The sequence below is a fragment of the Citrobacter sp. CFNIH10 genome, assembly GCF_002934585.1.
Taxonomy (GTDB): domain Bacteria; phylum Pseudomonadota; class Gammaproteobacteria; order Enterobacterales; family Enterobacteriaceae; genus Citrobacter_A; species Citrobacter_A amalonaticus.
Genome location: NZ_CP026216.1, coordinates 4,180,850 through 4,203,144, shown reverse-complemented (window position 1 = coordinate 4,203,144; position 22,295 = coordinate 4,180,850). Strand labels below are relative to the sequence as shown.

The following is a 22,295-nucleotide window of genomic DNA, read 5'->3' as shown; positions in this document are numbered from 1 at the left end:
AGGTTAAAAGAAAATTATGATGCGAATCGCGCTTTTCCTGTTGACGAACCTGGCCGTCATGGTCGTTTTCGGGCTGGTGCTGAGCCTGACAGGGATTCAGTCGAGCAGCGTTCAGGGCCTGATGATTATGGCGCTGCTGTTCGGTTTCGGTGGTTCCTTCGTTTCACTGCTGATGTCAAAGTGGATGGCCTTACGCTCCGTCGGTGGGGAAGTGATCGAGCAACCGCGTAACGAAAGAGAGCGTTGGTTGATGAATACGGTCGCCACGCAGGCGCGTCAGGCCGGTATCGCCATGCCGCAGGTCGCTATCTACCATGCGCCGGACATTAACGCGTTTGCCACCGGGGCGCGCCGTGATGCCTCTCTGGTTGCGGTCAGTACCGGTCTGCTGCAAAACATGAGCCCGGATGAAGCTGAAGCCGTTATTGCTCACGAAATTAGCCATATCGCGAACGGTGACATGGTTACCATGACGCTGATCCAGGGGGTTGTGAACACCTTTGTTATCTTCATCTCGCGCATTCTGGCGCAGATTGCCGCTGGTTTTCTCGGTGGTAACCGTGATGAAGGCGAAGGCAGCAATGGCAACCCGATGATCTACTTTGCGGTCGCAATGGTACTGGAACTGGTGTTCGGTATTCTGGCGAGCATCATTACCATGTGGTTCTCTCGTCACCGTGAATTCCACGCTGATGCGGGGTCCGCCAAACTGGTCGGCCGTGAAAAGATGATTGCTGCGCTGCAGCGTCTGAAAACCAGCTACGAACCGCAGGAAGCATCCAGCATGATGGCCTTCTGTATCAATGGTAAAGGTAAATCGCTGAGCGAACTGTTTATGACTCACCCGCCGCTGGATAAACGTATCGAAGCGCTGCGCAGTGGGGAATACCTGAAGTAAGCCTGTCGGTAAGAAGAGAAAGCGCGTCCATGGACGCGCTTTTTTTACGCCTGTGCCCGGGGCTGTGTGATGCGTAGACCGCTCACCACCGCTGCCACGGTCGCCAGAATCCCTGCCATTAGCAAAGAAACATGCGTGCCGTTATCTCCGAACTGGTTCAACAACAGCGCAACCAACGCCGCACCTGAGCTTTGTCCTAACAGACGGGCGGTGCCCAGCATGCCGCTGGCGCCGCCGCTGCGTTCACGTGGCGCAGAGGTGATGATCGTGTGGTTATTGGGGGATTGAAATAAACCAAACCCGGCACCGCAGAGAATCATCGGCCAGATGATATTCAGATCGGACGGCACGGCAGGAAGTAATAGCAGGGCAAACAGTCCACTTGCCATCACCAGCAGGCCCAGCGCGCCCAGTAAACCGGCATGGACGCGTTCAATCAGATACCCGGCCAGCGGCGCCATGACCATCGTTGCCAGCGGCCAGGGGGTGAGCAACAAACCGGTTTCTACTTCACTCCGCCCCAGTACCGTTTGCAGATAGAAGGGCAGGGAGACCATCGCCAGCATCTGCGCGCAGAAAGAGCAGATTGAGGTGCCTATCGACAGTGAAAAAAGAGGAATACGCAGCAGGTCGACCGGCAATAATGGTACCGGTAATGAAAGCTGACGACGGATAAAGAAATAGCCCACCACCATTATTGCCGCCACTTCGGCCCCGATCAGCGTCATGGGTTGTCCCTGTGCAAAACCACTCAGTGCGGTGATCAACAGACCAAACGTCAGCGCATTCATCACGGCGCTGGGGATGTCAAAACGCGGTTTATTGCTGCGTGAGCCATTAGGCGGCAGAAAGCGCATTGCCAGAATCAACGCAATAATCCCTAACGGCACATTGATCAGAAACAGCCATTTCCACGAGGCAATTGAGAGGATAGCGGCCGCGATGGTTGGGCCTGCGGCCGCAGAGACGGCAACGATAAAGGAGTTGATACCCATCCCGCGACCCAGATGGCGCTGAGGATAAATCAGACGAATCAACGCCGTGTTGACGCTCATCAGCGCAGCGCCGCCGAAACCCTGAACGACGCGCGCCATCGTCAACATTTGTAGCGAGTCCGCGAGAGCGCAAAACAGTGAGGCCAGCAGAAAAACCACTAGTCCGCATTTGTAGATGCGTCGATAGCCAAACATATCGCCGAGAAACGACAGCGACAGTAACGAGACGACAATGGCGATCTGATAGGCGTTGACGACCCATATTGAGCTGGCGGCTGAAGCGTGTAAGTCAGTGGCTATCGTGGGGAGCGCCACGTTGGCAATGGCGCCGTCCAGTACGGCCATCGAAATACCAATAACGATGGTTAAAATAGCACCATATCGCTGTGGAAGCGGCAGGCCGTCGGCCTGGGATTTATTCATGTGATTGATAGTTTTTGCGAAGAATATGATCAGGGTAGTGATTTTAGCATTGATATTCAGGCTTTATATCGCAGATTTGTAACGAAGTAAGCAAAGATGGATTGCGGGGGCCTGGCCATGAAATTATAATAAAAAATCGTTCTGATTTTTATAAAACACTCGTAATGAGGTGATAGATGGCTAACGCAGATCTGGATAAACAGCCTGATTCTGTATCTTCCGTGCTGAAGGTTTTTGGCATTCTGCAGGCGCTGGGTGAAGAGCGCGAAATAGGGATTACCGAGTTATCACAACGCGTCATGATGTCAAAAAGCACCGTTTATCGCTTTTTACAGACCATGAAAACATTGGGATATGTGTCACAGGAAGGTGAATCCGAGAAGTATTCTCTGACGCTGAAACTGTTTGAACTGGGCGCTCGCGCGCTACAGAATGTTGACCTTATCCGCAGTGCGGACATCCAGATGCGTGAACTCTCTCGTCTGACGAAAGAGACGGTGCACCTCGGCGCGCTGGACGAAGACAGCATCGTCTACATTCATAAGATTGATTCGATGTACAACCTGCGCATGTATTCGCGTGTGGGTCGCCGCAACCCGCTTTACAGCACCGCGATTGGTAAAGTGCTGCTGGCCTGGCGCGATCGTGACGAAGTGAAGCAGATTCTGGACGGCGTTGAGTACAAGCGCAGTACCGGGCGCACTATCACCACCACGGAAGCATTGCTGCCGGTGCTGGATAAAGTCCGCGAACAGGGTTATGGCGAAGATAACGAAGAACAAGAAGAAGGTTTACGCTGCATTGGCGTACCGGTATTCGATCGTTTCGGCGTCGTGATTGCTGGTCTGAGTATCTCCTTCCCCACGCTGCGTTTTTCTGAAGAAAAACTGCATGACTACGTTTCGATGCTGCATACCGCGGCGCGTAAAATCTCTGAGCAAATGGGTTACAACGATTATCCGTTCTGACGATGTCATGCTGTCGATAGTAAAGAAACGGCCGGCATTTTTGCCGGCCGCTTTAATCCTGTGACATTCTGCTTAAGCAATACGCCAGGCGCGATTCACGACGACGGGATATTAACCGTTATCGACGACCACGGTACTCTTACGCAATATCGGACAATCCGTTAATCCGATGATACCGCTATCGGTATGAACATATTGCGCGGTGGCGGTTCCTCGCGCGGTGAGATACTTGCATTGCAACCCCAGCCCGGCAGCATTCTCCTGACTGCCTATCAGCACACCATACCCACTGAGTAATAATCCAATCCATACAAGCGCAAACAACACGATAGCGCGAATAATCAAACGCATTATGACCTCTTTTCTTCTATAAGTTAGATTGAGCTTAGCGCTTACGCTCATTGATACAAGTAAATGATTCTTAAAAAATCACGAATGTCTGCTGTAGTTAGTCCTGGTTTAAGATACGCATGATAATTTGGTGGCATAAGATGTTGATGCGGAGAGTGGAGTGAAAAAGTTTCGATGGATAATTCTGGTGGTGGTAGTGCTTGTGTGTCTGCTGCTGTGGGCCCAGGTGTTCAACATCATGAGTGACCAGGATGTACAATTTTTCAGCGGAATTTGCGCCATCAATAAATTTATCCCCTGGTGAGATCATTTTTTCATCCGTTGATTTCCTTCCTGTGGCGCGGTGGTAAAATGGCGCGTCTACATTGAGGTGGTGAAATGAACGAAGTCCTGAATTCCGGCGTGCTTAATTTTGCGTCGTTGATTGTATCGGTGGGGGTTCTGGTTGTTGGGCTGGTGCTGTGGTTCTTTATCAACCGTGCGAGCTCGCGAACCAATGAGCAGATTGAGCTGCTTGAAGCGTTGTTAGACCAGCAGAAGCGACAAAATGCACTATTGCGTCGTCTCTGTGAAGCGAACGAGCCGGAAAAAGTGGCAGAGGCATCGCCTAAGGCTAATGACCCGCAAGAGGATGAGGATATCATCCGTCTGGTCGCAGAACGTTAATCCTCGTGTAACAGGAAGCGAAGGGGCTGGCGTCTCGCCAGTCTTTCCTTCCTGGTTTGTTATCCTGCACCCTATTAGTGCAGTCGCATGCCGCTTCGCTATATCCGTTCCTTCTTGTGTCATTGTGCGAGTTATTGCAAGCACACACGTAATTATATTTTTCCATACGTTAATAATGTGATCTTCCCCGTTTTGTGAGAATGATCGGCTTTATAATAAGCGAAACGTTTCTTTCACTATTTTTGTGCATTGTCATCATTCTTTCATTAAATGGGTGCATAAGAACAGTAGATATCAAGATGGAGCGAAATGTGGCGTTATTATGATATCGGGCCATTTTGCGTTGAAACAAATTATGCATAACAAAGCAGAATTTGTGATAACCGCAGATTGCTACGTTTTGACATCGCAACGATCTGGAAGTCGCGAAATTATTGAGCTATGGTTGAAAAGATCCCGCCGCGCTGCGGGTCTGGTAAGGGCTCAGCGAGCGCGCGGGAATATATCGGCTTGAGGATTGACGCATAACTGTGCAGATACTCTGTATCGACTGGCGAGATTTGTGCGACCGATCGAGACACGTTTAAAAATGGCTTGCCATAATTAACGTTGTATGTGATAACACGTTTTGGGTTAAACGAGGTACAGTTCTGTTTATGTGTGGCATTTTCAGTAAAGAAGTCCTGAGTAAACACGTTGTCGTTGAATACCGCTTCTCTGCCGAGCCTTATATTAGTGCCTCAAGCAGTAATGTCTCAGTTTTATCTATGTTATGCCTGCGGGCGAAGAAAACACTCTAAGGAATTTTGCAAATGGCAAAGATTAAAGGTCAAGTTAAGTGGTTCAACGAGTCTAAAGGTTTTGGCTTTATTACTCCGGCTGATGGCAGCAAAGACGTGTTCGTACACTTCTCCGCTATCCAGGGTAATGGCTTCAAAACTCTGGCTGAAGGCCAGAACGTTGAGTTCGAAATTCAGGACGGCCAGAAAGGTCCGGCTGCTGTTAACGTAACAGCTATCTGATCGACACCACTGATTTGAAGCGCATCTGCGCATCAACCTCAGATTTAAAGCCTCGCTGATGCGGGGCTTTTTCATTCATCTTCCTTCAAAGTATGTCTGAATGCCTCCTCCGTTAGCGCTTTGTTGCAAAGCCGTGATGTTATTAGCATAGTTTTCACCGCTTTCCCGCCGTTATTCCCGTTAAATCAGTCACCTGAATATCATGTTTGCCGGAGAACAGGTGAAAAAGAAAAATGATGGTACGGTGCGAAGTTTCACACCGCTGCGTTTTGCGCTGCTTTGTATCGCCATATTGCTGAGCCTGGGACTGTTGCTAGGGCGCGTTGCCTGGTTGCAGATTGTTGAACCCGACCGTCTGGTCAAACAAGAAGATATGCGCTCATTGCGTGAAGTCACCACGGCATCGCCGCGTGGAATGATCACCGATCGGCAGGGGCGACCATTGGCGGTCAGCGTACCGGTGAATGCGGTGTGGGCTGACCCCCACACGTTATTGAGCAAAGGAGGCGTAGGCGACAACGAACGCTGGCAGGCGCTGGCCAACACGCTACATCTTTCACTCACGAACCTGGCGGCGCGCGTTAACCACGATCCGTCGGCAAGGTTTATCTATCTTGCGCGTCAGGTCTCTCCTCAACAGGCGCAGTGGATCGATAAGCTGAACCTGCCCGGCATCAATTTGCGCGAAGAGTCCCGGCGCTTTTATCCGGCAGGACATGTCGCGGCGAATCTGATTGGTTTCACCAATATCGACGGGCAGGGCATTGAAGGGGTTGAGAAAAGTTTTAACGCACAGTTAATCGGAAAGCCGGGCTCCCGCCTGGTCCGCAAAGATAAATTCGGTCACGTGATTGAAAACATCACGGAAGTTAATCCTGTGCCAGCGCATGAACTACAACTCAGCATTGATGAGCGGCTGCAGACCGTCACCGAGGATGCGCTGGACAATGCGGTTAGCTGGAACAAAGCGGAATCCGGCGCCGCCGTGCTGGTGAACGTTGCCACTGGCGAGATCCTGGCGATGGCCAGCTTCCCCGATTTTAACCCGAACAATCGTGATGGTGCGGTGCTTGATGATTTTCGCAATCGTGCGATTAGCGATACTTTCGAGCCGGGCTCGACGGTGAAACCGCTGGTTATCATGACGGCGCTTGAGCAAGGGATTGTCCAGCCTGATAGCGTGATCGACACGCATCCGTTTTACCTCGACGGGCATCGGATTCGCGATGTGGGCTTTTATCCGGAACTGACGCTGACCGGCATTTTGCAAAAATCGAGTGACACCGGGGTTTCGCATCTTTCATTAGCAATGCCCGTCCAGCGTGTCGTCGATACCTATCGCCGCTTTGGCTTTGGTCAACCCACGGGGCTGGGACTCACCGGTGAGAGTCAGGGGGTGATGCCGCAACGTCGTTACTGGAGCGATCTGGATCGCGCGACCTTTGCCTTTGGCTACGGCCTGATGGTGACGCCGCTGCAACTGGCGCACGTCTATGCCACGATTGGCAGTTTTGGCCTGTACCGACCACTCTCTATCACGCGCATCGACCCGCCCGTTATCGGCAAGCGTGTCATGTCGGAAGCGCTGGTCAGACAGGTGGCGCACATGATGGAAAGCGTCGCCCTGCCGGGGGGCGGTGGGACGAAGGCGGCGGTCCGGGATTATCGCGTGGCGGTTAAAACCGGGACGGCGAAGAAGATCGGCGCTGACGGTAAATACGTTGATAAATATGTGGCTTACACCGCAGGGGTGGCACCGGCAAGCAACCCGAAGTTTGCGCTGGTGGTAGTGATCAACGATCCGCAGAACGGGGCCTATTACGGTGGCGCGGTGTCGGCACCGGTTTTCAGCCAGATAATGGGCGATGTGCTGCGACTGGAAAACGTCAAACCGGATGGGATGCCCGCCGACTCCAGCCATTTGCTGGTGATGCAGAGCAATTCGCCGACACACTCCACGCGCTAAGTGATTCTCCCGGGGCGTAAATCGCGTTACACTTGCGCCCTGAATTTACCTGCCGGAGTTGTTATGTCGTTTTCCTGTCCACTTTGTCACCAGCCCCTTGCGCACGTTAATAACAGTTTTATCTGTCCGCAGCGGCATCAGTTTGATGTGGCAAAAGAGGGATACGTTAACCTGTTGCCGGTACAGCATAAGCGTTCACGCGATCCGGGCGACAGCGCGGAGATGATGCAGGCACGGCGTGCGTTTCTGGATGCCGGACATTATCAACCCTTGCGTGATGCTATTGTTGAGCAGCTTTCCGCGCGTCTCGACGCGTCGGCAACCTCGATTCTTGATATCGGCTGTGGGGAAGGGTATTACACTCATGCCTTTGCCGATGCGTTGCCGACGGCGACCACCTATGGACTGGACGTGGCGAAAGTGGCTATTAAAGCGGCGGCCAGACGCTATCCGCAGGTAACATTCTGCGTCGCCTCAAGCCATCGTTTGCCGTTTGCAGATGCAAGCCAGGACGCCATTGTGCGGATTTACGCGCCGTGTAAAGCGCAAGAGCTGGCGCGTGTGGTCAAACCGCAGGGGTGGGTGATGACGGCAACGCCGGGACCGCGCCATTTAATGGAGCTGAAAGGGTTGATTTACGATGAGGTCCGACTCCATGCGCCGCATGCTGAGCAACTGGAAGGGTTCACCCTGCTGGAGGATATCGCACTGGCGTATCCGATGCGCCTGAACGGAAAGGAAGCGGTAGCGCTATTGCAGATGACGCCTTTTGCCTGGCGGGCAAAGCCGGAGGTCTGGGAACGTCTGGCGAGTACAGAAGTGTTTGACTGCCAGACAGATTTTCGTCTTCACCTCTGGCAGCGTGCGGATTAACCGTGAAAGTGTGTCCAGAGGATCTGGACGCCGATACCGATCAGTACCACCCCGCCCAGAATTTCAGCCCGTTTGCCAAGCAGCGGGCCAATGAAGCGACCAACCATCATTCCCAGTGTGGACATGATAAGCGTGGCACAGCCAATAGCCAGTGCCGTAGCGATAATATTGACCTGTAAGAACGCCAGACCCACGCCGACCGCCATAGCGTCGAGGCTAGTGGCGATAGCGGTGGTGACCAGTAACCAGAAACCGTGACGGCGCAGCGGTTCATCATCTTCATTATCCGCGCCGCGAAATCCCTCAATAATCATTCGTCCGCCCAGAAAGACCAGCAGGATGAAAGCAATCCAGTGATTCCATTCCAGCACGAATTTGCTGGCTAACATACCGAGCGCCCAACCGATCAGCGGCGTTAATGTTTCAACTGCGCCGAAGATTAAACCGGTACGCAGGGCTTCAGAGAATTTGGGTTTATGCAGGGTCGCGCCTTTGCCAATTGATGCGGCAAAAGCATCCATCGACATGCCAAAAGCGAGAATAATAGTGGCGGTGATATTCATGACAGCGTCCTGACCGGGGTTTCCATAAAACACACCACTGCCCCCAGTAAACATGCACACCTGAACCCGGGGTTCATACAGTATGCATAGCAGTTGATGTGCCTATGGTCTCGCCTGACTGAAAGAGATTTCAGTCCGTACGTGCCACGTTTTGCAACGAGTATGTTGACACGTACATTTCCGGAGTCTGGAAATCGGCTACTCCCCAAATGACGGCGCAACCTTAACATATTTTGAGAATATAAAACAACAACGGAGAAATATTATTTGATCTCTAATTGAAAACGATTTTCATTTGGGTTTATTGGTAGATAGAACGTTAAAATAAATAACATTTGCGCTGTCGTATTATAGCCTTAGCTATGTTTTTAACTGCAAGTAAATTGCGAAAAATAAAGCTCAGGCTATACCTCTAACTTACTGAGAGGAAACGAGAAGTTTATATATCTTTTCCAGATCGTCGATATTCCTCACACGAATTAGCAGACGCCGTTGTTCTAATTGCATCACCAGAACACCATCTTCCGATAAATTCATCGCTTTAATGCGGTTATATTCTATCCAGACGTTGGCGAAGAAAAATCCATCCTGTTTGAAGATGATCTTAGGGACCCGGATCCAGAAAATATAAAACCCCATTAAGGCCAGAGCACATAATAACCAGGTGGTGATGATTGCCCCATGGCTGGTGACATTGTTGTAGATAAGAATTGCGATGAGGCCAATGAAGATGATGCTGTCGACGCGGCTTCGGCGCAGCAGGGGAATCGCAAGCAAAGTCGGGCCATTGCGGCGTGGCATGATGAACTGATCGTAAATGGCGTAAGCCAGTAACGCGGCAATAAAGAAAACCAGCACCAGGTCCGTGATAGTCATTGATCCTTGTTCCTCCAGATAAAAAAAGGGGCCTTATAGGCCCCGGTAGTGTACTACAGTCTTACAGACCCAACAGGCCGAGCGCATAACCCGCGATACCGATGACAAAGAAGCCAACGATAATCCACAGTGGGTTGACTTTCTTACGCAGCAGCCACATACAGGCGAAGGTCAGCAGCAGCGGAACCAGACCCGGCATCAACTGGTCGAGAATGGTCTGTACGGTGGTAACACGTGTCTGCCCATCCTGACCGGTGATAGTTGAAACCACCAGCGGGATGTTTACATGCGTCCACTTGTTCACCAACGCCCCCATGACAAACAGGCCGAGGATTGACGCCCCCTCAGTCAGTTTTTGCAGGAATCCGCCGCCCATATCTTTAACGATATCGACACCTTTGCGATAACCGTAGGCGACACCGTAGTAACGGGTCAGCAGACGGACTGCGTTGAACAGAATGAAGAACAGCAAGGGACCGAGCAGGCTGCCGCTCATCGCGATACCCGCACCTAACGCGGCGAATACCGGACGCACAGTACCCCAGAAAATCGGGTCGCCCACGCCTGCCAACGGGCCCATCAGACCGACTTTGATACCGTTAATGGCACCATCGTCAATTTCTGCCCCGTTAGCACGCTGTTCTTCCATCGCCAGCGTTACGCCGAGCACCGGCGCGGCTACGTACGGATGGGTGTTAAAGAATTCCAGGTGACGCTTGATGGCTTGCTTACGCGCATCGTTGTTCTCTGGATACAGGCGACGGATAGCCGGTACCATGGAGAAGCAGAAACCCAGCGCCTGCATACGTTCGAAGTTCCATGAACCCTGAAACAGGTTAGAACGAATGAACACGCCACGAATGTCACTCTGTGTGAGTTTTTTCTCAGTGGTAGTTTTAGTCATATCAACCATTTCGCTCACCTGCTAGTCCAGTTCGTTATCGAGGGAGTTGTCACCCGCAGCCTGTGCTGGTGCACCCGCCACGCGGTTATATTTCGGGCTCAGTTGGATGTAGAGGATGGCCATGACCGCACCAATCACACCCAGAGCAACCAGGTTGAAGTTAGTAAATGCCGCAGTCACGAAGCCGAGGTAGAAGAACGGCATCAGGTAGCCTGCACGCATCATGTTGATAACCATCGCGTAACCGACCACAACGATCATGCCACCGGCGATGTTCAGACCGCCAGTCACCACTTCCGGAATCGCATTCAGCATGCCCTGAACTTCGCTGGTGCCTACGGAAATCGCAACGATAACCGCCGGGATAGCGATACGCATCGCCTGCAGGAACAGGGAAGAGACATGCAGCCAGGAGAGCGCTGTCAGGTTACCGTTTTCCGCCGCTTTATCCGCCGCGTGCTGGAATGCCACGGTGATAGTACGAACGATGATCGTCAGAACCTGGCCTGCTGCAGCCAGCGGAATCGCCAGCGCGATACCGGCACCGATGCTTTGGTGACCCGCAATAACCAGAACGGTAGAGATAATGGACGCCAGTGCGGCATCAGGTGCAACGGCAGCACCGATGTTCATCCAGCCAAGGGCGATCATTTCCAGGGTACCACCGATGATAATACCGGTTTTCATATCCCCGAGAACGGCACCAATCAGCGTACAGGCCACCAGTGGGCGGTGGAACTGAAATTCATCGAGTACCGACTCCATACCCGCGATACATGCGACGATGAACACCAGCACAATCTGAAGAGTGGTAATCTCCATTGTACTTCTCCTATTGCTATAACAGCCTTAAGTGTGAAAGCTCATTCAATGCCAGGGGTTACTTGCCCACTTTGGCAATCAAATCCATCATTTTCAGTTTCTGATCGGTTGACACTTTACGCGCCTCAAGCTCAATACCGCGGGCATTAAGTTTGTTAAAGGCTTCGATGTCTTTCTCATCGACAGAGATGGCGTTGTTGACCTGCGTTTTACCCTGACGGAAAGCCATGCCGCCAATGTTTACGGAGGTGATTTTTACGCCGCCTTCGACAATGCGTTCAACATCGGTCGGATTGGTGAACAGCAGCATTACACGTTCGCCCGCGTATTTCGGGTTGTTGTAAACGCGAATCATCTTGGCAACATCCACCACGTGAGCGGTCACGCCAGGAGGCGCCACCTGCGTCAACAGCGTTTTACGCACGGTGTCTGCCGCCACTTCATCGCTGACTACGATAATGCGGGTCACGTTGGTTTCTTTGGTCCAGCGGGTAGCCACCTGACCATGGATCAAACGGTCATCAATACGGGCAAGACCGATTTGCATATAATCGTTCGGTCCCATTGGTTTTGCCGGGGCCGCGGCTTTGGGGGCCGTTGCGACGGGGGCAGGGGCGGCTTTTTCCACCGGTTTCGCTTTCAGCGCTTTCACGCCTTCGCGACCGGTTTCAACTGCCAGCGCGACCAGTTCATCGAAGCTTGGGTTGTCGTCACGCGCCATCAGCGTTTCGACCAGCATAGGGATGTTCACCCCGGCAATCACTTCATACTGTTCTTTGTCGACGACAATGCGGCTGGCAGCGTTGAACGGACTGCCTCCCCATGTATCGACGAGAAACAGCACGCCGTTACTGGTATCGAGTTTTGCCAACTGAGCGTTGTACTTTTCAATCAGCGTTTCGGCATTTTCGCCGGGCACGAAATCGATCCAGCCGACGTTTTCCTGCTCGCCTAACAGCATTTCTGCTGTCTTGAGTAACTGCTCTGCAGCCCAACCATGTGTGCCTATAACAATAGCAATGGTCACTTGCTACCTCCTTTATTATCGTTAACACATCAACGTGAGAGATGTATTTGAATCGCCGTCCGCAACAGAATCGATTCAGATAAGGGTTACAATGAAAAACATATGATGTCCGTGAATTATTTTAGATATCGAAAAAAATATTTTATGTGATGAAGATCCGTAATTTAGTTTTCGGCAATGAGAAATTTCGTAGAGTAAAATATCCCTGTTACAACACTTTGCAAAGGAAGGTAAATCTTTGCCAAAAACAGGTTGCCTCTGTTATGTTTACGTTCTGTTTAACTAACCAGGAGTATAGGGCACTAGCCCGCTGTATGGATCGTCACCGACGTCATTTCACTTTCAGGCCGCATCGCGCCTGCCAGTCTGGCATGTCTTGCCACACGTTTTATCTGCACTGTGTTTTATCGCCTGTTAACCATTCCTTAAGCAGGAGCTTGTCATGGAATTCTTAATGGACCCCTCGATTTGGGCGGGTTTGCTCACGCTTGTCGTCCTGGAAATTGTCCTGGGTATCGATAACCTGGTTTTTATTGCGATTCTTGCGGATAAGCTGCCGCCGAAGCAGCGTGACAAAGCGCGTCTGATTGGTTTATCCCTGGCGCTCGTGATGCGTCTGGCCTTGCTGTCTATTATTTCGTGGATGGTCACCCTGACCCAACCGCTGTTCACCGTCATGGATTTCACTTTCTCCGGTCGCGATCTGATCATGCTGCTGGGGGGTATCTTTCTGTTGTTTAAAGCCACGACGGAACTTCATGAACGGCTGGAAAACCGCGAACACGATTCCGGGCATGGTAAAGGTTATGCCAGTTTCTGGGTGGTCGTGACGCAGATCGTTATCCTGGATGCGGTATTCTCGCTGGATGCGGTGATTACTGCCGTCGGTATGGTGAACCATCTGCCTGTGATGATGGCAGCGGTTGTGATCGCGATGGCGGTGATGCTGCTGGCATCCAAGCCGCTGACGCGTTTCGTCAACCAACATCCGACGGTGGTGGTGCTCTGTCTGAGCTTCCTGCTGATGATTGGTCTGAGCCTGGTCGCCGAAGGTTTTGGTTTCCATATTCCGAAAGGCTACCTGTACGCCGCGATTGGCTTCTCGATCATTATCGAAGTGTTTAATCAGATTGCGCGTCGCAACTTTATTCGCCATCAGTCAACACTGCCGCTGCGTGCGCGCACGGCTGACGCGATCCTGCGTCTGATGGGGGGTAAACGTCAGGCGGCGGTAGCGCATGAATCCGACAGCCAGGCCGCCGTTCCGATCCCGGAAGGGGCATTTGCGGAAGAAGAACGCTATATGATTAACGGCGTGCTGACGCTGGCACAGCGCTCGCTGCGCGGCATCATGACTCCGCGCGGTGAAATCAGCTGGGTGGATGCTAATCTGAGCGTTGATGAGATCCGCGAGCAGTTGCTCTCCTCGCCGCACAGCCTGTTCCCGGTGTGTCGTGGCGAACTGGATGAGATCATCGGTATCGTGCGGGCGAAAGAGCTGCTGGTGGCGCTGGAAGAGGGCGTTGACGTCGCGGCTATTGCGTCGGCTACACCGGCTATCGTGGTGCCGGAAACGCTGGACCCTATCAACCTGTTGGGTGTCCTGCGTCGTGCACGCGGTAGCTTTGTTATCGTCACCAACGAATTTGGCGTGGTGCAGGGGCTGGTTACGCCGCTGGATGTCCTTGAAGCCATTGCCGGTGAGTTCCCGGATGCTGATGAAACGCCGGAAATTACCGTTGACGGCGAAGGCTGGTTAGTCAAAGGCGGCACCGATCTGCATGCCCTGCAACAGGCGCTGGCGGTGGATAACCTGGTTGATGAAGACGAAGACATCGCCACGGTCGCGGGACTGGTGATTGCGGCTAAGGGTCACATTCCCCGTACGGGCGATGTGATCGAGGTTCCTCCGCTGAGCATTACCATTGTCGACGCTAATGACTACCGCGTGGATCTGGTGCGAATTGTTAAAGAACAACCTGCGCAAGAAGAAGAGGAATAATCCTCTCTAACGCAGGGGCATAACGGGCGCGATGCGTCCGTTATGCCTGGGCGGCGGCGGGTTACTGCCCGCCAGCCACTGCGGAAAATCGCGCAGCGGCATCGGCTTCGCAAATAAAAATCCCTGCAGTAAATCCACACCGTGGCGACGCAGATGCTGCGCCTGCTCCTGCGTTTCAACCCCCTCCGCGACCAGTTCGATATTCAGTCGTTGCCCAAGGGCGATGATGATGTCGGTCACCGTTGAATTGACCGCATCAGTACCAATCGCATGGGTAAAGGACTTATCAATTTTCAGAATGTCAGGGCGCAACTTTTCCAGCCATGACAATGAACTGTTGCCGGTTCCAAAATCATCGATCGCCAGCTTGATGTTTTGCCGTTGCAACGCGTGAACGATTCGGTAATCAACATCCTGCAGCGCATCCCGCTCGGTCAGTTCTATCACCAGTTGCTGAATGGGCTGCTGACTGAACCAGTACTGATCGAGATCTTTTAGCAATTCACCCTGCTGAAAATGGCTGGCAGCGACATTAATACCAATATGAAACTGGCTGCTCATGGGGAAAAAATGACGTTGCCGAATGGTTTCCGCTAGCACATAACGCGTCAGCGGTGCGATCTGGTGATGCTCTTCGGCAATCGGGATAAAGACGTCCGGTGAAATCCACCCCTGACGTGGATTATTCCAGCGCAGCAGGATCTCCACCCCCATGCACTGTCCGGTCCGCCCGTTCAGTAGCGGCTGGCAAAAAAGCTCAAATTCGCGCTGTGCCAGCGCGAGATTAATCTCCCAGGAAAAACTCATTCGACTGGCGGTGGCCAGCCACGCCAGATAGCCCACCAGCAGACTGAGCAATAATGCCAGCGGCAACTGCGCGGGCAGGGCTTTGAGCGCCAGCGCCTCTGCCGCTGGCCCGGTCACGCTAATAGTAAAGGGATAGTGCTGTGAGGTGAGTTGATAGCGTTGCTCATCGTTGAGCGCAGGCAGGCGCTGTACTACGCCGCTCCCGTAAATTAAATGTCGGTTGCCGACTGTCAGGCTGGCAGCGGTAATCTGCGGCTTACGCGGTTCCAGCAGCAGCCTGGTAAGCAGGTCGATATTGATAATCTCCAGTATTCCGTCCTTTCCGTCGGGAGAGGCCGGGTACCACTGGACGAGAATCGGGCTGCCTTTAATCAGCAGCGGATCGGTGGACAACAGCAGTTGCGCGTTTGCGGTGGGAAGGTCGGGCTGAAGCTGATGAACCGGGATATTGCGATAGCCAAAGACGCTGGAACAGTACAGTATGCCGCGCTGGACCAGGGCAATTGCGCGTACCGTTTGCAGTCTGGCAGCCTGTTTGCGCAGCGGGAGATGCGTAGCGGAGCAGGGAAGGCCAATCAGTGGTAACAGGATATCACGGCCATTCTGCAACGGACGCAGTACTTCATCGAGCGTGGCGACCGCCCTGGAGGCAAAGGTAACGGTGTGATGGTGATTTAAATTGCGCTGTGAAATAAATCGGACGCCCAGGGTCAGGATGAGCGTAATGAGCGCGCAAAGTATGCACAGGATAAAACGTTTACGACGATATTTTTTTATGATCCGTTGTGCTGTCTGCATGCGGGCCGCCTGATAACCGTCAGCCACAAAAGCCAACCGTAACAGAGCAAGTGTAGTGGGGAATTGGCGAGCAGACGAGAAAGGGGGCAAAATTTCGCCCATCCGTTGCAGATGGGCGAGGAAAAAGTATTAGCGTCGCTTGCTGAAGTGTTTAGTCACACTGAACTTTAATCGCCAGACCACCGCGTGAGGTTTCGCGGTATTTGGCGTTCATATCCTTACCGGTTTCGTACATCGTTTCGATGACTTTATCCAGTGAGACGCGCGGTGCGCTGGTACGACGCATCGCCATCCGTGCGGCATTGATCGCTTTTACAGAGGCAATTGCATTACGTTCAATGCACGGTACCTGCACCTGACCGGCAACCGGGTCGCAGGTCAGCCCCAGGTTATGCTCCATGCCAATTTCAGCGGCGACACACACCTGCTCCGGGCTCGCGCCCAGCAGTTCCGCAAGACCGGCCGCCGCCATTGAGCAAGCCACGCCCACTTCGCCCTGACAGCCGACTTCCGCTCCCGAAATCGAGGCATTCATCTTATACAACGCGCCGATGGCGCCTGCCGCCAGGAAGTAGCGGGTATAAATATCGGGACTGACGGACTCAATAAAGTGATCGTAGTAGGCCAGAACGGCTGGCACGATACCGCACGCGCCATTGGTTGGCGCGGTGACCACCCGACCGCCTGCCGCGTTCTCTTCGTTGACCGCGAGGGCGAACATGTTCACCCAGTCGATCACATTCATCGGGTCGTTAGAGAGCTTATCGCTGGAAACCAACATCCGACGCAGCGCAGAGGCGCGACGCGGAACGCGCAGTGGACCCGGCAACACGCCTTCGGTATTCATACCGCGATCGATACAGGCCTGCATGGTCTGCCAGACGTGACCGAAGTATTCTTCAATCTCTTTTTTGTCGTGCAAGGCCAGTTCGTTCTGCATCGCCAGTCCGGAAAGGGACAGGCCAGTGTTGTTGCAGTACTCCAGCAACTCGGTTGCGGATTTGAACGGATAAGGAACGCTTACCTCATTTGCCGCATCCTGACCAAAATGCTCTTCATCGACGATAAATCCGCCGCCGATGGAGTAGTAGGTTTTGCTGTAAACGACGGCATCGCCGTTATACGCATGGATCTGCATGCCGTTTTCGTGAAGCGGCAGGTTACCGTTATGAAAACGCATGCCGTCGTTTTGGGGGAAATCTACTTCGTGCTGACCGTGCGCCAGCAGCAGGCGACCGCGCGCCTCTACGTCGCGGATGAAACCTGGGATACTATCAATATCCACGGTGGCTGGCTCATTGCCTGCCAGACCCATAATAATGGCGATATCGGTGTGGTGACCTTTACCCGTGAGCGACAGTGAACCATACACGTCGACGGCAACACGAGTAACGCTATCCAGTAATCCTTTTTCGACCAGGTCATCGACGAACTGTTTACCCGCCTTCATAGGCCCTACAGTATGGGAAGATGAGGGACCAATCCCCACCTTAAACATGTCGAATAGACTAATCACGATAATACTCCTGACAGGGTGACTGGAAACTTCCAGAAACGATGTAATAACTGCGCATAGTGTAAGAGGGAACGCGGGGATCGGCTTAACTATTCACATGAATTAAACTAATGGGTAACCGCGTTTTTACTAATGTTGTGACGGGAGTTTCAGGTTGTGTCTTCTGCGCGTAAAGATAAGTATAGTCAGGGCTTCACACCAATTTGTAGCGCCAGTTCACGAATAATTCCGGCGGTCATTCCCCAGACGAAATAATGCTCATACCAGGAAAGCCACACGCGATGCGAATCCCCGCGACGCCAGACATCCAGCGGGTGATAGCGGCCTAAATGCAGCGCCTGCGCCAGCGGCATTTCAAAGACGGCGGAAACCTCGTCTTCGCTGGCGCGGTAAGGCAGATTAGGCGGAATAATGCCCACTACCGGCGTGACCTGGAAGCCGGTCACGCTGTCCACCGGCGGCAGCACGCCGATCACATCAACGGCTTCTGGCGGGATTGCCACTTCTTCTTCGGCTTCACGCAGCGCGGCGGCGATGAGAGAGGCGTCGGTGCTGTCAACCGCGCCGCCGGGGAAGGCCACCTGCCCGGCGTGTTTGCGTAAATGCACCGAACGCTGGGTCAACAGCAGCCCTGGCTGGGGGCGGCGAACCACGGGAATGAGCACGGCGGCCTGGCGCAGGTTCAGCGACTCGCGATTAATCTGCGGGCGCAAAAGTTGGAAGCGCGATAGAAAATCATCCAGCGTCAGGCTCTTGTTCTCCATGTCTCAGTTCTCCAGTTGTTGCAGGATACGATTCACTTTATCAAAGGTTTCCTGATATTCCGCCTGTTCCTCGCTATCGGCGACAATACCGCCGCCAGCGGAACAGTACAGTTGACCGTTCACGGCGGTCAGGGTGCGGATGGTAATGCTGGTATCCATATTGCCGCAGACGCTCAGATAACCGATGCTGCCGCACCAGGCGTTACGGCGGTGGGGTTCCAGCTCATCAATAATTTCCATGGCGCGCACTTTCGGTGCCCCGGTAATCGAGCCGCCCGGAAACGCGGCGCGGAGCAGGTCACTGGCATGCCGCGTGGGGGGTAACCGCGCGATCACGGTGCTGACCAGATGATGCACCGCCGGGAAGGGTTCAACCACGAACAGTTCCGGCACCTTCACCGAGCCCGGTACCGCCACGCGACCAATGTCGTTGCGCATCAGATCGACAATCATTACGTTTTCCGCCCGATCCTTTGCTGAGTTCGCCAGTTTCTGCGCCTGTTTCCGGTCTGCCTCTTCCTGCGGCAATCGCGGCAGGGTGCCCTTAATGGGGCGGGTCTGAATGTCGCCATCAGCCAGAAGAATAAACCGTTCAGGCGACAGGCTCAGAATGGCGCCGTCATCCAGGCGTAAAAACGCGCTGAACGGGGCGCGGTTCGCCTGATTGAGCCGCGCGAAGGCCAGCCACTCATCGCCCTGATAAGACGCCTGAAAACGCTGGGCCAGATTGACCTGATAGCAGTCGCCACTGTGCAGATACGCCTGCACCTGGCGGAATTTTTCGCCGTATTGCTCACGCGTCATGTTCGATTGCCAGTCGGTGGTTAACCTGAACGGCACACGCGCAGGAGGTTGCTGGCTTTCCAGCCAGGCGAGTCTGGCGTGGGCGTCCGTGTGGCTGAGTAAGCTCACGGTCTGGCGCTGATGATCGACAATCAGCGCCCAGTCGTAGAGGCCTATCGCCATGTCCGCCAGCGCGATATCCTGCCGGGCATAGCTGGGCAAAGATTCGAAGCGGCGTCCCAGATCGTAGCCAAATAACCCCAGCGCGCCACCCTGGAACGGTAAATCGGCGTTCACTGGCGGCTGAAGATTCAGCTCGGTCAGTGCGCTTTGCAGTACAGCCAGCGGATCGTCATGAGTAAGACGACAGCCTTGCGCATCGCGAATCTGCGTGGTTTCGCCGTGCGTTTTCACGGTGCAAAGCGGATCGGCTACCACAATGTCAAAACGGCTATGTGGGTGATCCGCGTGACCGGAATGCAGCAGCATTGCCCACGGCAGATGGCTTATTGGCGCGAAATACTGTTCGGCGGCGTCCTGACGCCAGGGGAGCGTGATAATAGCGGGAGATAACGTCTTCATTGATCCTGACTGTGCTGGCTATGTTCCGGGTTGCATGAAATAATTAGCGCAGACAATTTAGCAGGAGTTAACGATGTTTGCAGGTTTACCTTCACTCAGTCACGAACAGCAACAGAAAGCGGTTGAGCGTATTCAGGAACTGATGTCACAGGGTATGAGCAGCGGTCAGGCGATTGCGCTGGTGGCCGAAGAGCTGCGCGCCACCCATACCGGTGAGCGGATTGTGGCGCGTTTTGAAGACGAAGACGAGTAGCCCCGGCTTACACCGCGGCGACGATTTTAATCTCAACTTTATATTTCGGGTTCATTAATCCAGCCTGAACCGTACAGCGTACCGGCGCATGACCGGCCACAACCCAGGCGTCCCAGGCTTTGTTCATCGCTGCGAAATCATGCTTATCGGCAAGGAAAATGGTGGCATCAAGAATGCGTGACTTGTTGCTGCCTTGCTGTTCCAGCGCGGCGTCAATCTGTGCCAGCGTGTTGGCGGTCTGCTCGAAGGCATCGGCATCAAGGTTTGCTGGTACGCCAGTGTAGTAGAGCGTGTTGTTGTGGATCACCACGTCAGACCAACGATCTTCGGCATCAATACGGATGATAGTCATAAAGCCTTCCTCTTTTACGTTCTGCATAAAATGGCAAGACTGCCATATTGTCAGGGCGGCGTCACCTCTTCAACTGGCGTAAGCCGCTGCGGCCTGACATAATCCCTGTTCAAATCAACAGGGGGTAGTGTGACGGACGATTTTGCACCAGAAGGTCAACTGGCTAAAGCGATACCGGGTTTCAAACCGCGCGAACCACAGCGGCAGATGGCGATGGCCGTCGCTCAGTCCATCCAAAAATCACAGCCTCTGGTGGTAGAAGCCGGAACGGGGACAGGGAAAACCTACGCCTATCTGGCACCGGCGCTGCGCGCAAAAAAGAAAGTGATTATCTCGACCGGTTCGAAGGCGTTGCAGGATCAGCTATACAGCCGCGATCTGCCAACGGTGGCTAAAGCGCTGAAGTACACCGGAAGGCTGGCCCTGTTGAAAGGACGTTCAAACTATTTATGCCTGGAGCGCCTTGAACAGCAGGCGCTGGCGGGTGGCGATCTGCCTGTTCAGACCTTAAGCGATGTGATCCTGCTGCGCTCGTGGTCGAATCAGACCGAAGATGGCGACATCAGTACCTGTGTCAGCGTAGCCGAGGATTCTCAGGCCTGGCCGCTGGTCACTAGCACCAACGACAACTGCCTCGGCAGCGACTGCCCGCTGTATAAAGACTGTTTTGTGGTGAAAGCACGTAAAAAGGCGATGGACGCGGACGTGGTAGTGGTGAACCATCACCTGTTTCTGGCCGATATGGTGGTCAAAGAGAGCGGTTTCGGTGAGCTGATCCCGGAGGCGGAGGTGATGATTTTCGATGAAGCTCATCAGCTACCGGACATCGCCAGCCAGTATTTTGGCCAGTCGCTCTCCAGTCGTCAGCTGATGGATCTGGCGAAGGACATCACCATTGCCTATCGTACCGAGCTGAAAGACACCCAGCAGTTACAGAAATGCGCCGACCGTCTGGCGCAAAGCGCGCAGGATTTCCGCTTGCAACTGGGTGAGCCGGGATATCGCGGCAACCTGCGTGAACTGCTGGCCGATCAGCGGGTGCAGCGCGCGTTTTTACTGCTCGATGATACGCTGGAGCTGTGTTACGACGTGGCGAAATTATCCCTTGGACGTTCGGCGTTGCTTGATGCCGCGTTTGAGCGCGCTACGTTGTATCGCGCACGTCTCAAACGGTTGAAAGAGATCAACCAGCCCGGTTATAGCTACTGGTACGAATGTACCTCGCGCAATTTTACCCTCGCGCTGACCCCGCTGACGGTGGCGGATAAGTTCAAAGAGGTGATGGCGCAGAAGCCAGGAAGCTGGATTTTCACCTCGGCAACGCTGTCGGTGAATGATGACCTGCATCACTTTACGGCGCGTCTGGGGATTGAAGAAGCGGAATCAATGCTGTTGCCGAGTCCGTTTGATTACACCCGCCAAGCCCTGCTCTGTGTGCCGCGTAATCTGCCACAAACCAATCAACCGGGCGCGGCGCGACAGCTGGCGGCAATGTTAAGACCGATCATCGAAGCGAACAACGGACGCTGCTTTATGCTCTGTACCTCGCATGCGATGATGCGCGATCTGGCGGAGCAGTTCCGCGCTACCATGACGCTTCCGGTGCTGTTGCAGGGTGAAACCAGCAAAGGCCAACTGCTGCAACAGTTCGTCAGCGCGGGTAACGCATTGCTGGTGGCGACCAGCAGCTTCTGGGAAGGGGTGGACGTGCGCGGCGATACGCTGTCGCTGGTGATCATCGACAAACTGCCGTTTACATCGCCAGACGATCCGCTACTGAAGGCACGGATGGAAGACTGTCGTTTACGTGGCGGCGATCCGTTTGATGAGGTGCAACTGCCCGACGCGGTGATTACGCTGAAGCAGGGCGTCGGTCGTTTGATCCGTGATGCCGATGACCGTGGCGTGTTGGTGATTTGTGACAATCGACTGGTGATGCGACCTTATGGCGCGACGTTTCTTGCCAGCCTGCCGCCGGCGCCGCGCACCCGGGATATCGCCCGTGCTGTGCGATTCCTCGCAATACCATGCTCCGAGTAATTTGTTACGGAGTATGGTAAGATGCGGGCCATTTTATTGATCTA

24 protein-coding genes are annotated in these 22,295 nt (G+C 53.6%); 12 read left to right on the top strand and 12 right to left on the bottom strand.

The window, feature by feature from the left end:
* Positions 1-16: 16 nt before the first annotated feature.
* A complete protein-coding gene (gene htpX, locus C2U53_RS24235; RefSeq protein ID WP_042318474.1) occupies positions 17-898 on the top strand; it encodes a protease HtpX in 882 nt (293 codons plus the stop codon).
* A 44-nt stretch (positions 899-942) separates the two neighbouring features.
* Here htpX and C2U53_RS24230 read toward each other — a convergent pair whose 3' ends face one another.
* Positions 943-2,316, bottom strand: coding sequence for an MFS transporter (locus C2U53_RS24230; RefSeq protein WP_104446576.1), 1,374 nt, complete (start codon positions 2,314-2,316; stop codon positions 943-945).
* Positions 2,317-2,492: 176 nt separating this feature from the next.
* On the opposite strand from C2U53_RS24230, the gene kdgR reads away from it, so the two are divergent.
* On the top strand, positions 2,493-3,284 hold the full coding sequence (kdgR, locus tag C2U53_RS24225) for a DNA-binding transcriptional regulator KdgR (RefSeq protein ID WP_043000400.1): 792 nt from the start codon (positions 2,493-2,495) through the stop codon (positions 3,282-3,284).
* A gap of 111 nt (positions 3,285-3,395) precedes the next feature.
* Here kdgR and C2U53_RS24220 read toward each other — a convergent pair whose 3' ends face one another.
* Entirely contained in the window at positions 3,396-3,635 is a 240-nt protein-coding gene (locus C2U53_RS24220; RefSeq protein ID WP_043001907.1) for a YobH family protein, read from the bottom strand.
* A gap of 160 nt (positions 3,636-3,795) precedes the next feature.
* Between C2U53_RS24220 and mgrB the strand changes: the two genes are divergently transcribed.
* The 6 genes from mgrB (at position 3,796) to rlmA (ending at position 8,162) form a co-directional block, all read left to right on the top strand.
* Positions 3,796-3,939: a PhoP/PhoQ regulator MgrB gene (mgrB, locus tag C2U53_RS24215; protein WP_104446575.1), complete on the top strand. Its 144-nt coding sequence runs from the start codon at positions 3,796-3,798 to the stop codon at positions 3,937-3,939.
* A gap of 74 nt (positions 3,940-4,013) precedes the next feature.
* Positions 4,014-4,301 carry a YebO family protein gene (locus C2U53_RS24210; protein WP_043000401.1) on the top strand — a complete coding sequence of 96 codons (288 nt, stop codon included), beginning with the start codon at positions 4,014-4,016 and terminating at the stop codon, positions 4,299-4,301.
* A gap of 656 nt (positions 4,302-4,957) precedes the next feature.
* Entirely contained in the window at positions 4,958-5,101 is a 144-nt protein-coding gene (locus tag C2U53_RS24200; RefSeq protein WP_043000402.1) for a DUF2627 domain-containing protein, read from the top strand.
* Between the two features lie 12 nt (positions 5,102-5,113).
* On the top strand, positions 5,114-5,323 hold the full coding sequence (gene cspE, locus C2U53_RS24195) for a transcription antiterminator/RNA stability regulator CspE (RefSeq protein ID WP_001062678.1): 210 nt from the start codon (positions 5,114-5,116) through the stop codon (positions 5,321-5,323).
* 220 nt (positions 5,324-5,543) lie between these two features.
* Complete coding sequence (gene ftsI, locus C2U53_RS24190; protein WP_104446574.1) at positions 5,544-7,289, top strand: peptidoglycan glycosyltransferase FtsI; 1,746 nt, start codon at positions 5,544-5,546, stop codon at positions 7,287-7,289.
* A gap of 63 nt (positions 7,290-7,352) precedes the next feature.
* Positions 7,353-8,162, top strand: a complete 810-nt coding sequence (gene rlmA / locus C2U53_RS24185) for a 23S rRNA (guanine(745)-N(1))-methyltransferase (protein ID WP_104446573.1) — start codon at positions 7,353-7,355, stop codon at positions 8,160-8,162.
* On the opposite strand, the gene mntP is transcribed toward rlmA, so the two are convergent.
* From mntP to manX, 5 genes are all read right to left on the bottom strand, one after another.
* Positions 8,159-8,725 (bottom strand): manganese efflux pump MntP, encoded by a 567-nt coding sequence (mntP, locus tag C2U53_RS24180; protein WP_043001909.1) that lies wholly within the window; start codon positions 8,723-8,725, stop codon positions 8,159-8,161. The genes rlmA and mntP overlap by 4 nt on opposite strands.
* 417 nt (positions 8,726-9,142) lie before the next feature.
* A complete protein-coding gene (locus C2U53_RS24170) occupies positions 9,143-9,601 on the bottom strand; it encodes a DUF986 family protein (protein ID WP_044264750.1) in 459 nt (152 codons plus the stop codon).
* 61 nt (positions 9,602-9,662) lie between these two features.
* Entirely contained in the window at positions 9,663-10,514 is an 852-nt protein-coding gene (locus tag C2U53_RS24165; protein ID WP_043000405.1) for a PTS mannose transporter subunit IID, read from the bottom strand.
* A gap of 12 nt (positions 10,515-10,526) precedes the next feature.
* On the bottom strand, positions 10,527-11,327 hold the full coding sequence (locus C2U53_RS24160; protein ID WP_042318487.1) for a PTS mannose/fructose/sorbose transporter subunit IIC: 801 nt from the start codon (positions 11,325-11,327) through the stop codon (positions 10,527-10,529).
* Positions 11,328-11,385: 58 nt separating this feature from the next.
* Positions 11,386-12,354, bottom strand: coding sequence for a PTS mannose transporter subunit IIAB (gene manX, locus C2U53_RS24155; protein ID WP_043000406.1), 969 nt, complete (start codon positions 12,352-12,354; stop codon positions 11,386-11,388).
* A 149-nt stretch (positions 12,355-12,503) separates the two neighbouring features.
* On the opposite strand from manX, the gene C2U53_RS30790 reads away from it, so the two are divergent.
* Both C2U53_RS30790 and yoaE read left to right on the top strand, forming a co-directional pair.
* The gene (locus C2U53_RS30790) at positions 12,504-12,809 is read left to right on the top strand and encodes a hypothetical protein (RefSeq protein ID WP_371415068.1); all 306 of its coding nucleotides are present in this window, start codon (positions 12,504-12,506) and stop codon (positions 12,807-12,809) included.
* A complete protein-coding gene (gene yoaE, locus C2U53_RS24145; protein ID WP_043000408.1) occupies positions 12,797-14,356 on the top strand; it encodes a CNNM family cation transport protein YoaE in 1,560 nt (519 codons plus the stop codon). The genes C2U53_RS30790 and yoaE overlap by 13 nt, the downstream gene beginning before the upstream one ends.
* A gap of 6 nt (positions 14,357-14,362) precedes the next feature.
* Here yoaE and C2U53_RS24140 read toward each other — a convergent pair whose 3' ends face one another.
* The 4 genes from C2U53_RS24140 to pabB all read right to left on the bottom strand — a co-directional run bounded on the left by C2U53_RS24140 (position 14,363) and on the right by pabB (position 19,606).
* Positions 14,363-15,961, bottom strand: coding sequence for an EAL domain-containing protein (locus tag C2U53_RS24140; RefSeq protein WP_172740593.1), 1,599 nt, complete (start codon positions 15,959-15,961; stop codon positions 14,363-14,365).
* A 151-nt stretch (positions 15,962-16,112) separates the two neighbouring features.
* Positions 16,113-17,477 carry an L-serine ammonia-lyase gene (sdaA, locus tag C2U53_RS24135; protein WP_044257644.1) on the bottom strand — a complete coding sequence of 455 codons (1,365 nt, stop codon included), beginning with the start codon at positions 17,475-17,477 and terminating at the stop codon, positions 16,113-16,115.
* Positions 17,478-17,662: 185 nt separating this feature from the next.
* Positions 17,663-18,241 carry a CoA pyrophosphatase gene (locus C2U53_RS24130; RefSeq protein WP_043000411.1) on the bottom strand — a complete coding sequence of 193 codons (579 nt, stop codon included), beginning with the start codon at positions 18,239-18,241 and terminating at the stop codon, positions 17,663-17,665.
* Between the two features lie 3 nt (positions 18,242-18,244).
* Positions 18,245-19,606, bottom strand: coding sequence for an aminodeoxychorismate synthase component 1 (pabB, locus tag C2U53_RS24125; protein ID WP_090049221.1), 1,362 nt, complete (start codon positions 19,604-19,606; stop codon positions 18,245-18,247).
* Between the two features lie 73 nt (positions 19,607-19,679).
* Here pabB and C2U53_RS24120 point away from each other — a divergent pair, with 73 nt between their 5' ends.
* On the top strand, positions 19,680-19,859 hold the full coding sequence (locus C2U53_RS24120) for a YoaH family protein (RefSeq protein WP_043000413.1): 180 nt from the start codon (positions 19,680-19,682) through the stop codon (positions 19,857-19,859).
* 7 nt (positions 19,860-19,866) lie between these two features.
* On the opposite strand, the gene C2U53_RS24115 is transcribed toward C2U53_RS24120, so the two are convergent.
* A complete protein-coding gene (locus tag C2U53_RS24115; RefSeq protein WP_043000414.1) occupies positions 19,867-20,211 on the bottom strand; it encodes a RidA family protein in 345 nt (114 codons plus the stop codon).
* A 129-nt stretch (positions 20,212-20,340) separates the two neighbouring features.
* On the opposite strand from C2U53_RS24115, the gene C2U53_RS24110 reads away from it, so the two are divergent.
* Positions 20,341-22,251, top strand: coding sequence for an ATP-dependent DNA helicase (locus tag C2U53_RS24110; protein ID WP_104446571.1), 1,911 nt, complete (start codon positions 20,341-20,343; stop codon positions 22,249-22,251).
* Positions 22,252-22,295: the final 44 nt, after the last annotated feature.

Coding starts and splice junctions, on each gene's coding strand:
- htpX (WP_042318474.1), top strand. CDS start 17: ATGATGCGAATCGCGCTTTTCCTGTTGACGAACCTGGCCGTCATGGTC.
- C2U53_RS24230 (WP_104446576.1), bottom strand. CDS start 2,316: ATGAATAAATCCCAGGCCGACGGCCTGCCGCTTCCACAGCGATATGGT.
- kdgR (WP_043000400.1), top strand. CDS start 2,493: ATGGCTAACGCAGATCTGGATAAACAGCCTGATTCTGTATCTTCCGTG.
- C2U53_RS24220 (WP_043001907.1), bottom strand. CDS start 3,635: ATGCGTTTGATTATTCGCGCTATCGTGTTGTTTGCGCTTGTATGGATT.
- C2U53_RS24210 (WP_043000401.1), top strand. CDS start 4,014: ATGAACGAAGTCCTGAATTCCGGCGTGCTTAATTTTGCGTCGTTGATT.
- C2U53_RS24200 (WP_043000402.1), top strand. CDS start 4,958: ATGTGTGGCATTTTCAGTAAAGAAGTCCTGAGTAAACACGTTGTCGTT.
- cspE (WP_001062678.1), top strand. CDS start 5,114: ATGGCAAAGATTAAAGGTCAAGTTAAGTGGTTCAACGAGTCTAAAGGT.
- rlmA (WP_104446573.1), top strand. CDS start 7,353: ATGTCGTTTTCCTGTCCACTTTGTCACCAGCCCCTTGCGCACGTTAAT.
- mntP (WP_043001909.1), bottom strand. CDS start 8,725: ATGAATATCACCGCCACTATTATTCTCGCTTTTGGCATGTCGATGGAT.
- C2U53_RS24170 (WP_044264750.1), bottom strand. CDS start 9,601: ATGACTATCACGGACCTGGTGCTGGTTTTCTTTATTGCCGCGTTACTG.
- C2U53_RS24165 (WP_043000405.1), bottom strand. CDS start 10,514: ATGGTTGATATGACTAAAACTACCACTGAGAAAAAACTCACACAGAGT.
- C2U53_RS24160 (WP_042318487.1), bottom strand. CDS start 11,327: ATGGAGATTACCACTCTTCAGATTGTGCTGGTGTTCATCGTCGCATGT.
- C2U53_RS30790 (WP_371415068.1), top strand. CDS start 12,504: ATGAAGATCCGTAATTTAGTTTTCGGCAATGAGAAATTTCGTAGAGTA.
- yoaE (WP_043000408.1), top strand. CDS start 12,797: ATGGAATTCTTAATGGACCCCTCGATTTGGGCGGGTTTGCTCACGCTT.
- C2U53_RS24140 (WP_172740593.1), bottom strand. CDS start 15,961: ATGCAGACAGCACAACGGATCATAAAAAAATATCGTCGTAAACGTTTT.
- C2U53_RS24130 (WP_043000411.1), bottom strand. CDS start 18,241: ATGGAGAACAAGAGCCTGACGCTGGATGATTTTCTATCGCGCTTCCAA.
- pabB (WP_090049221.1), bottom strand. CDS start 19,606: ATGAAGACGTTATCTCCCGCTATTATCACGCTCCCCTGGCGTCAGGAC.
- C2U53_RS24120 (WP_043000413.1), top strand. CDS start 19,680: ATGTTTGCAGGTTTACCTTCACTCAGTCACGAACAGCAACAGAAAGCG.
- C2U53_RS24115 (WP_043000414.1), bottom strand. CDS start 20,211: ATGACTATCATCCGTATTGATGCCGAAGATCGTTGGTCTGACGTGGTG.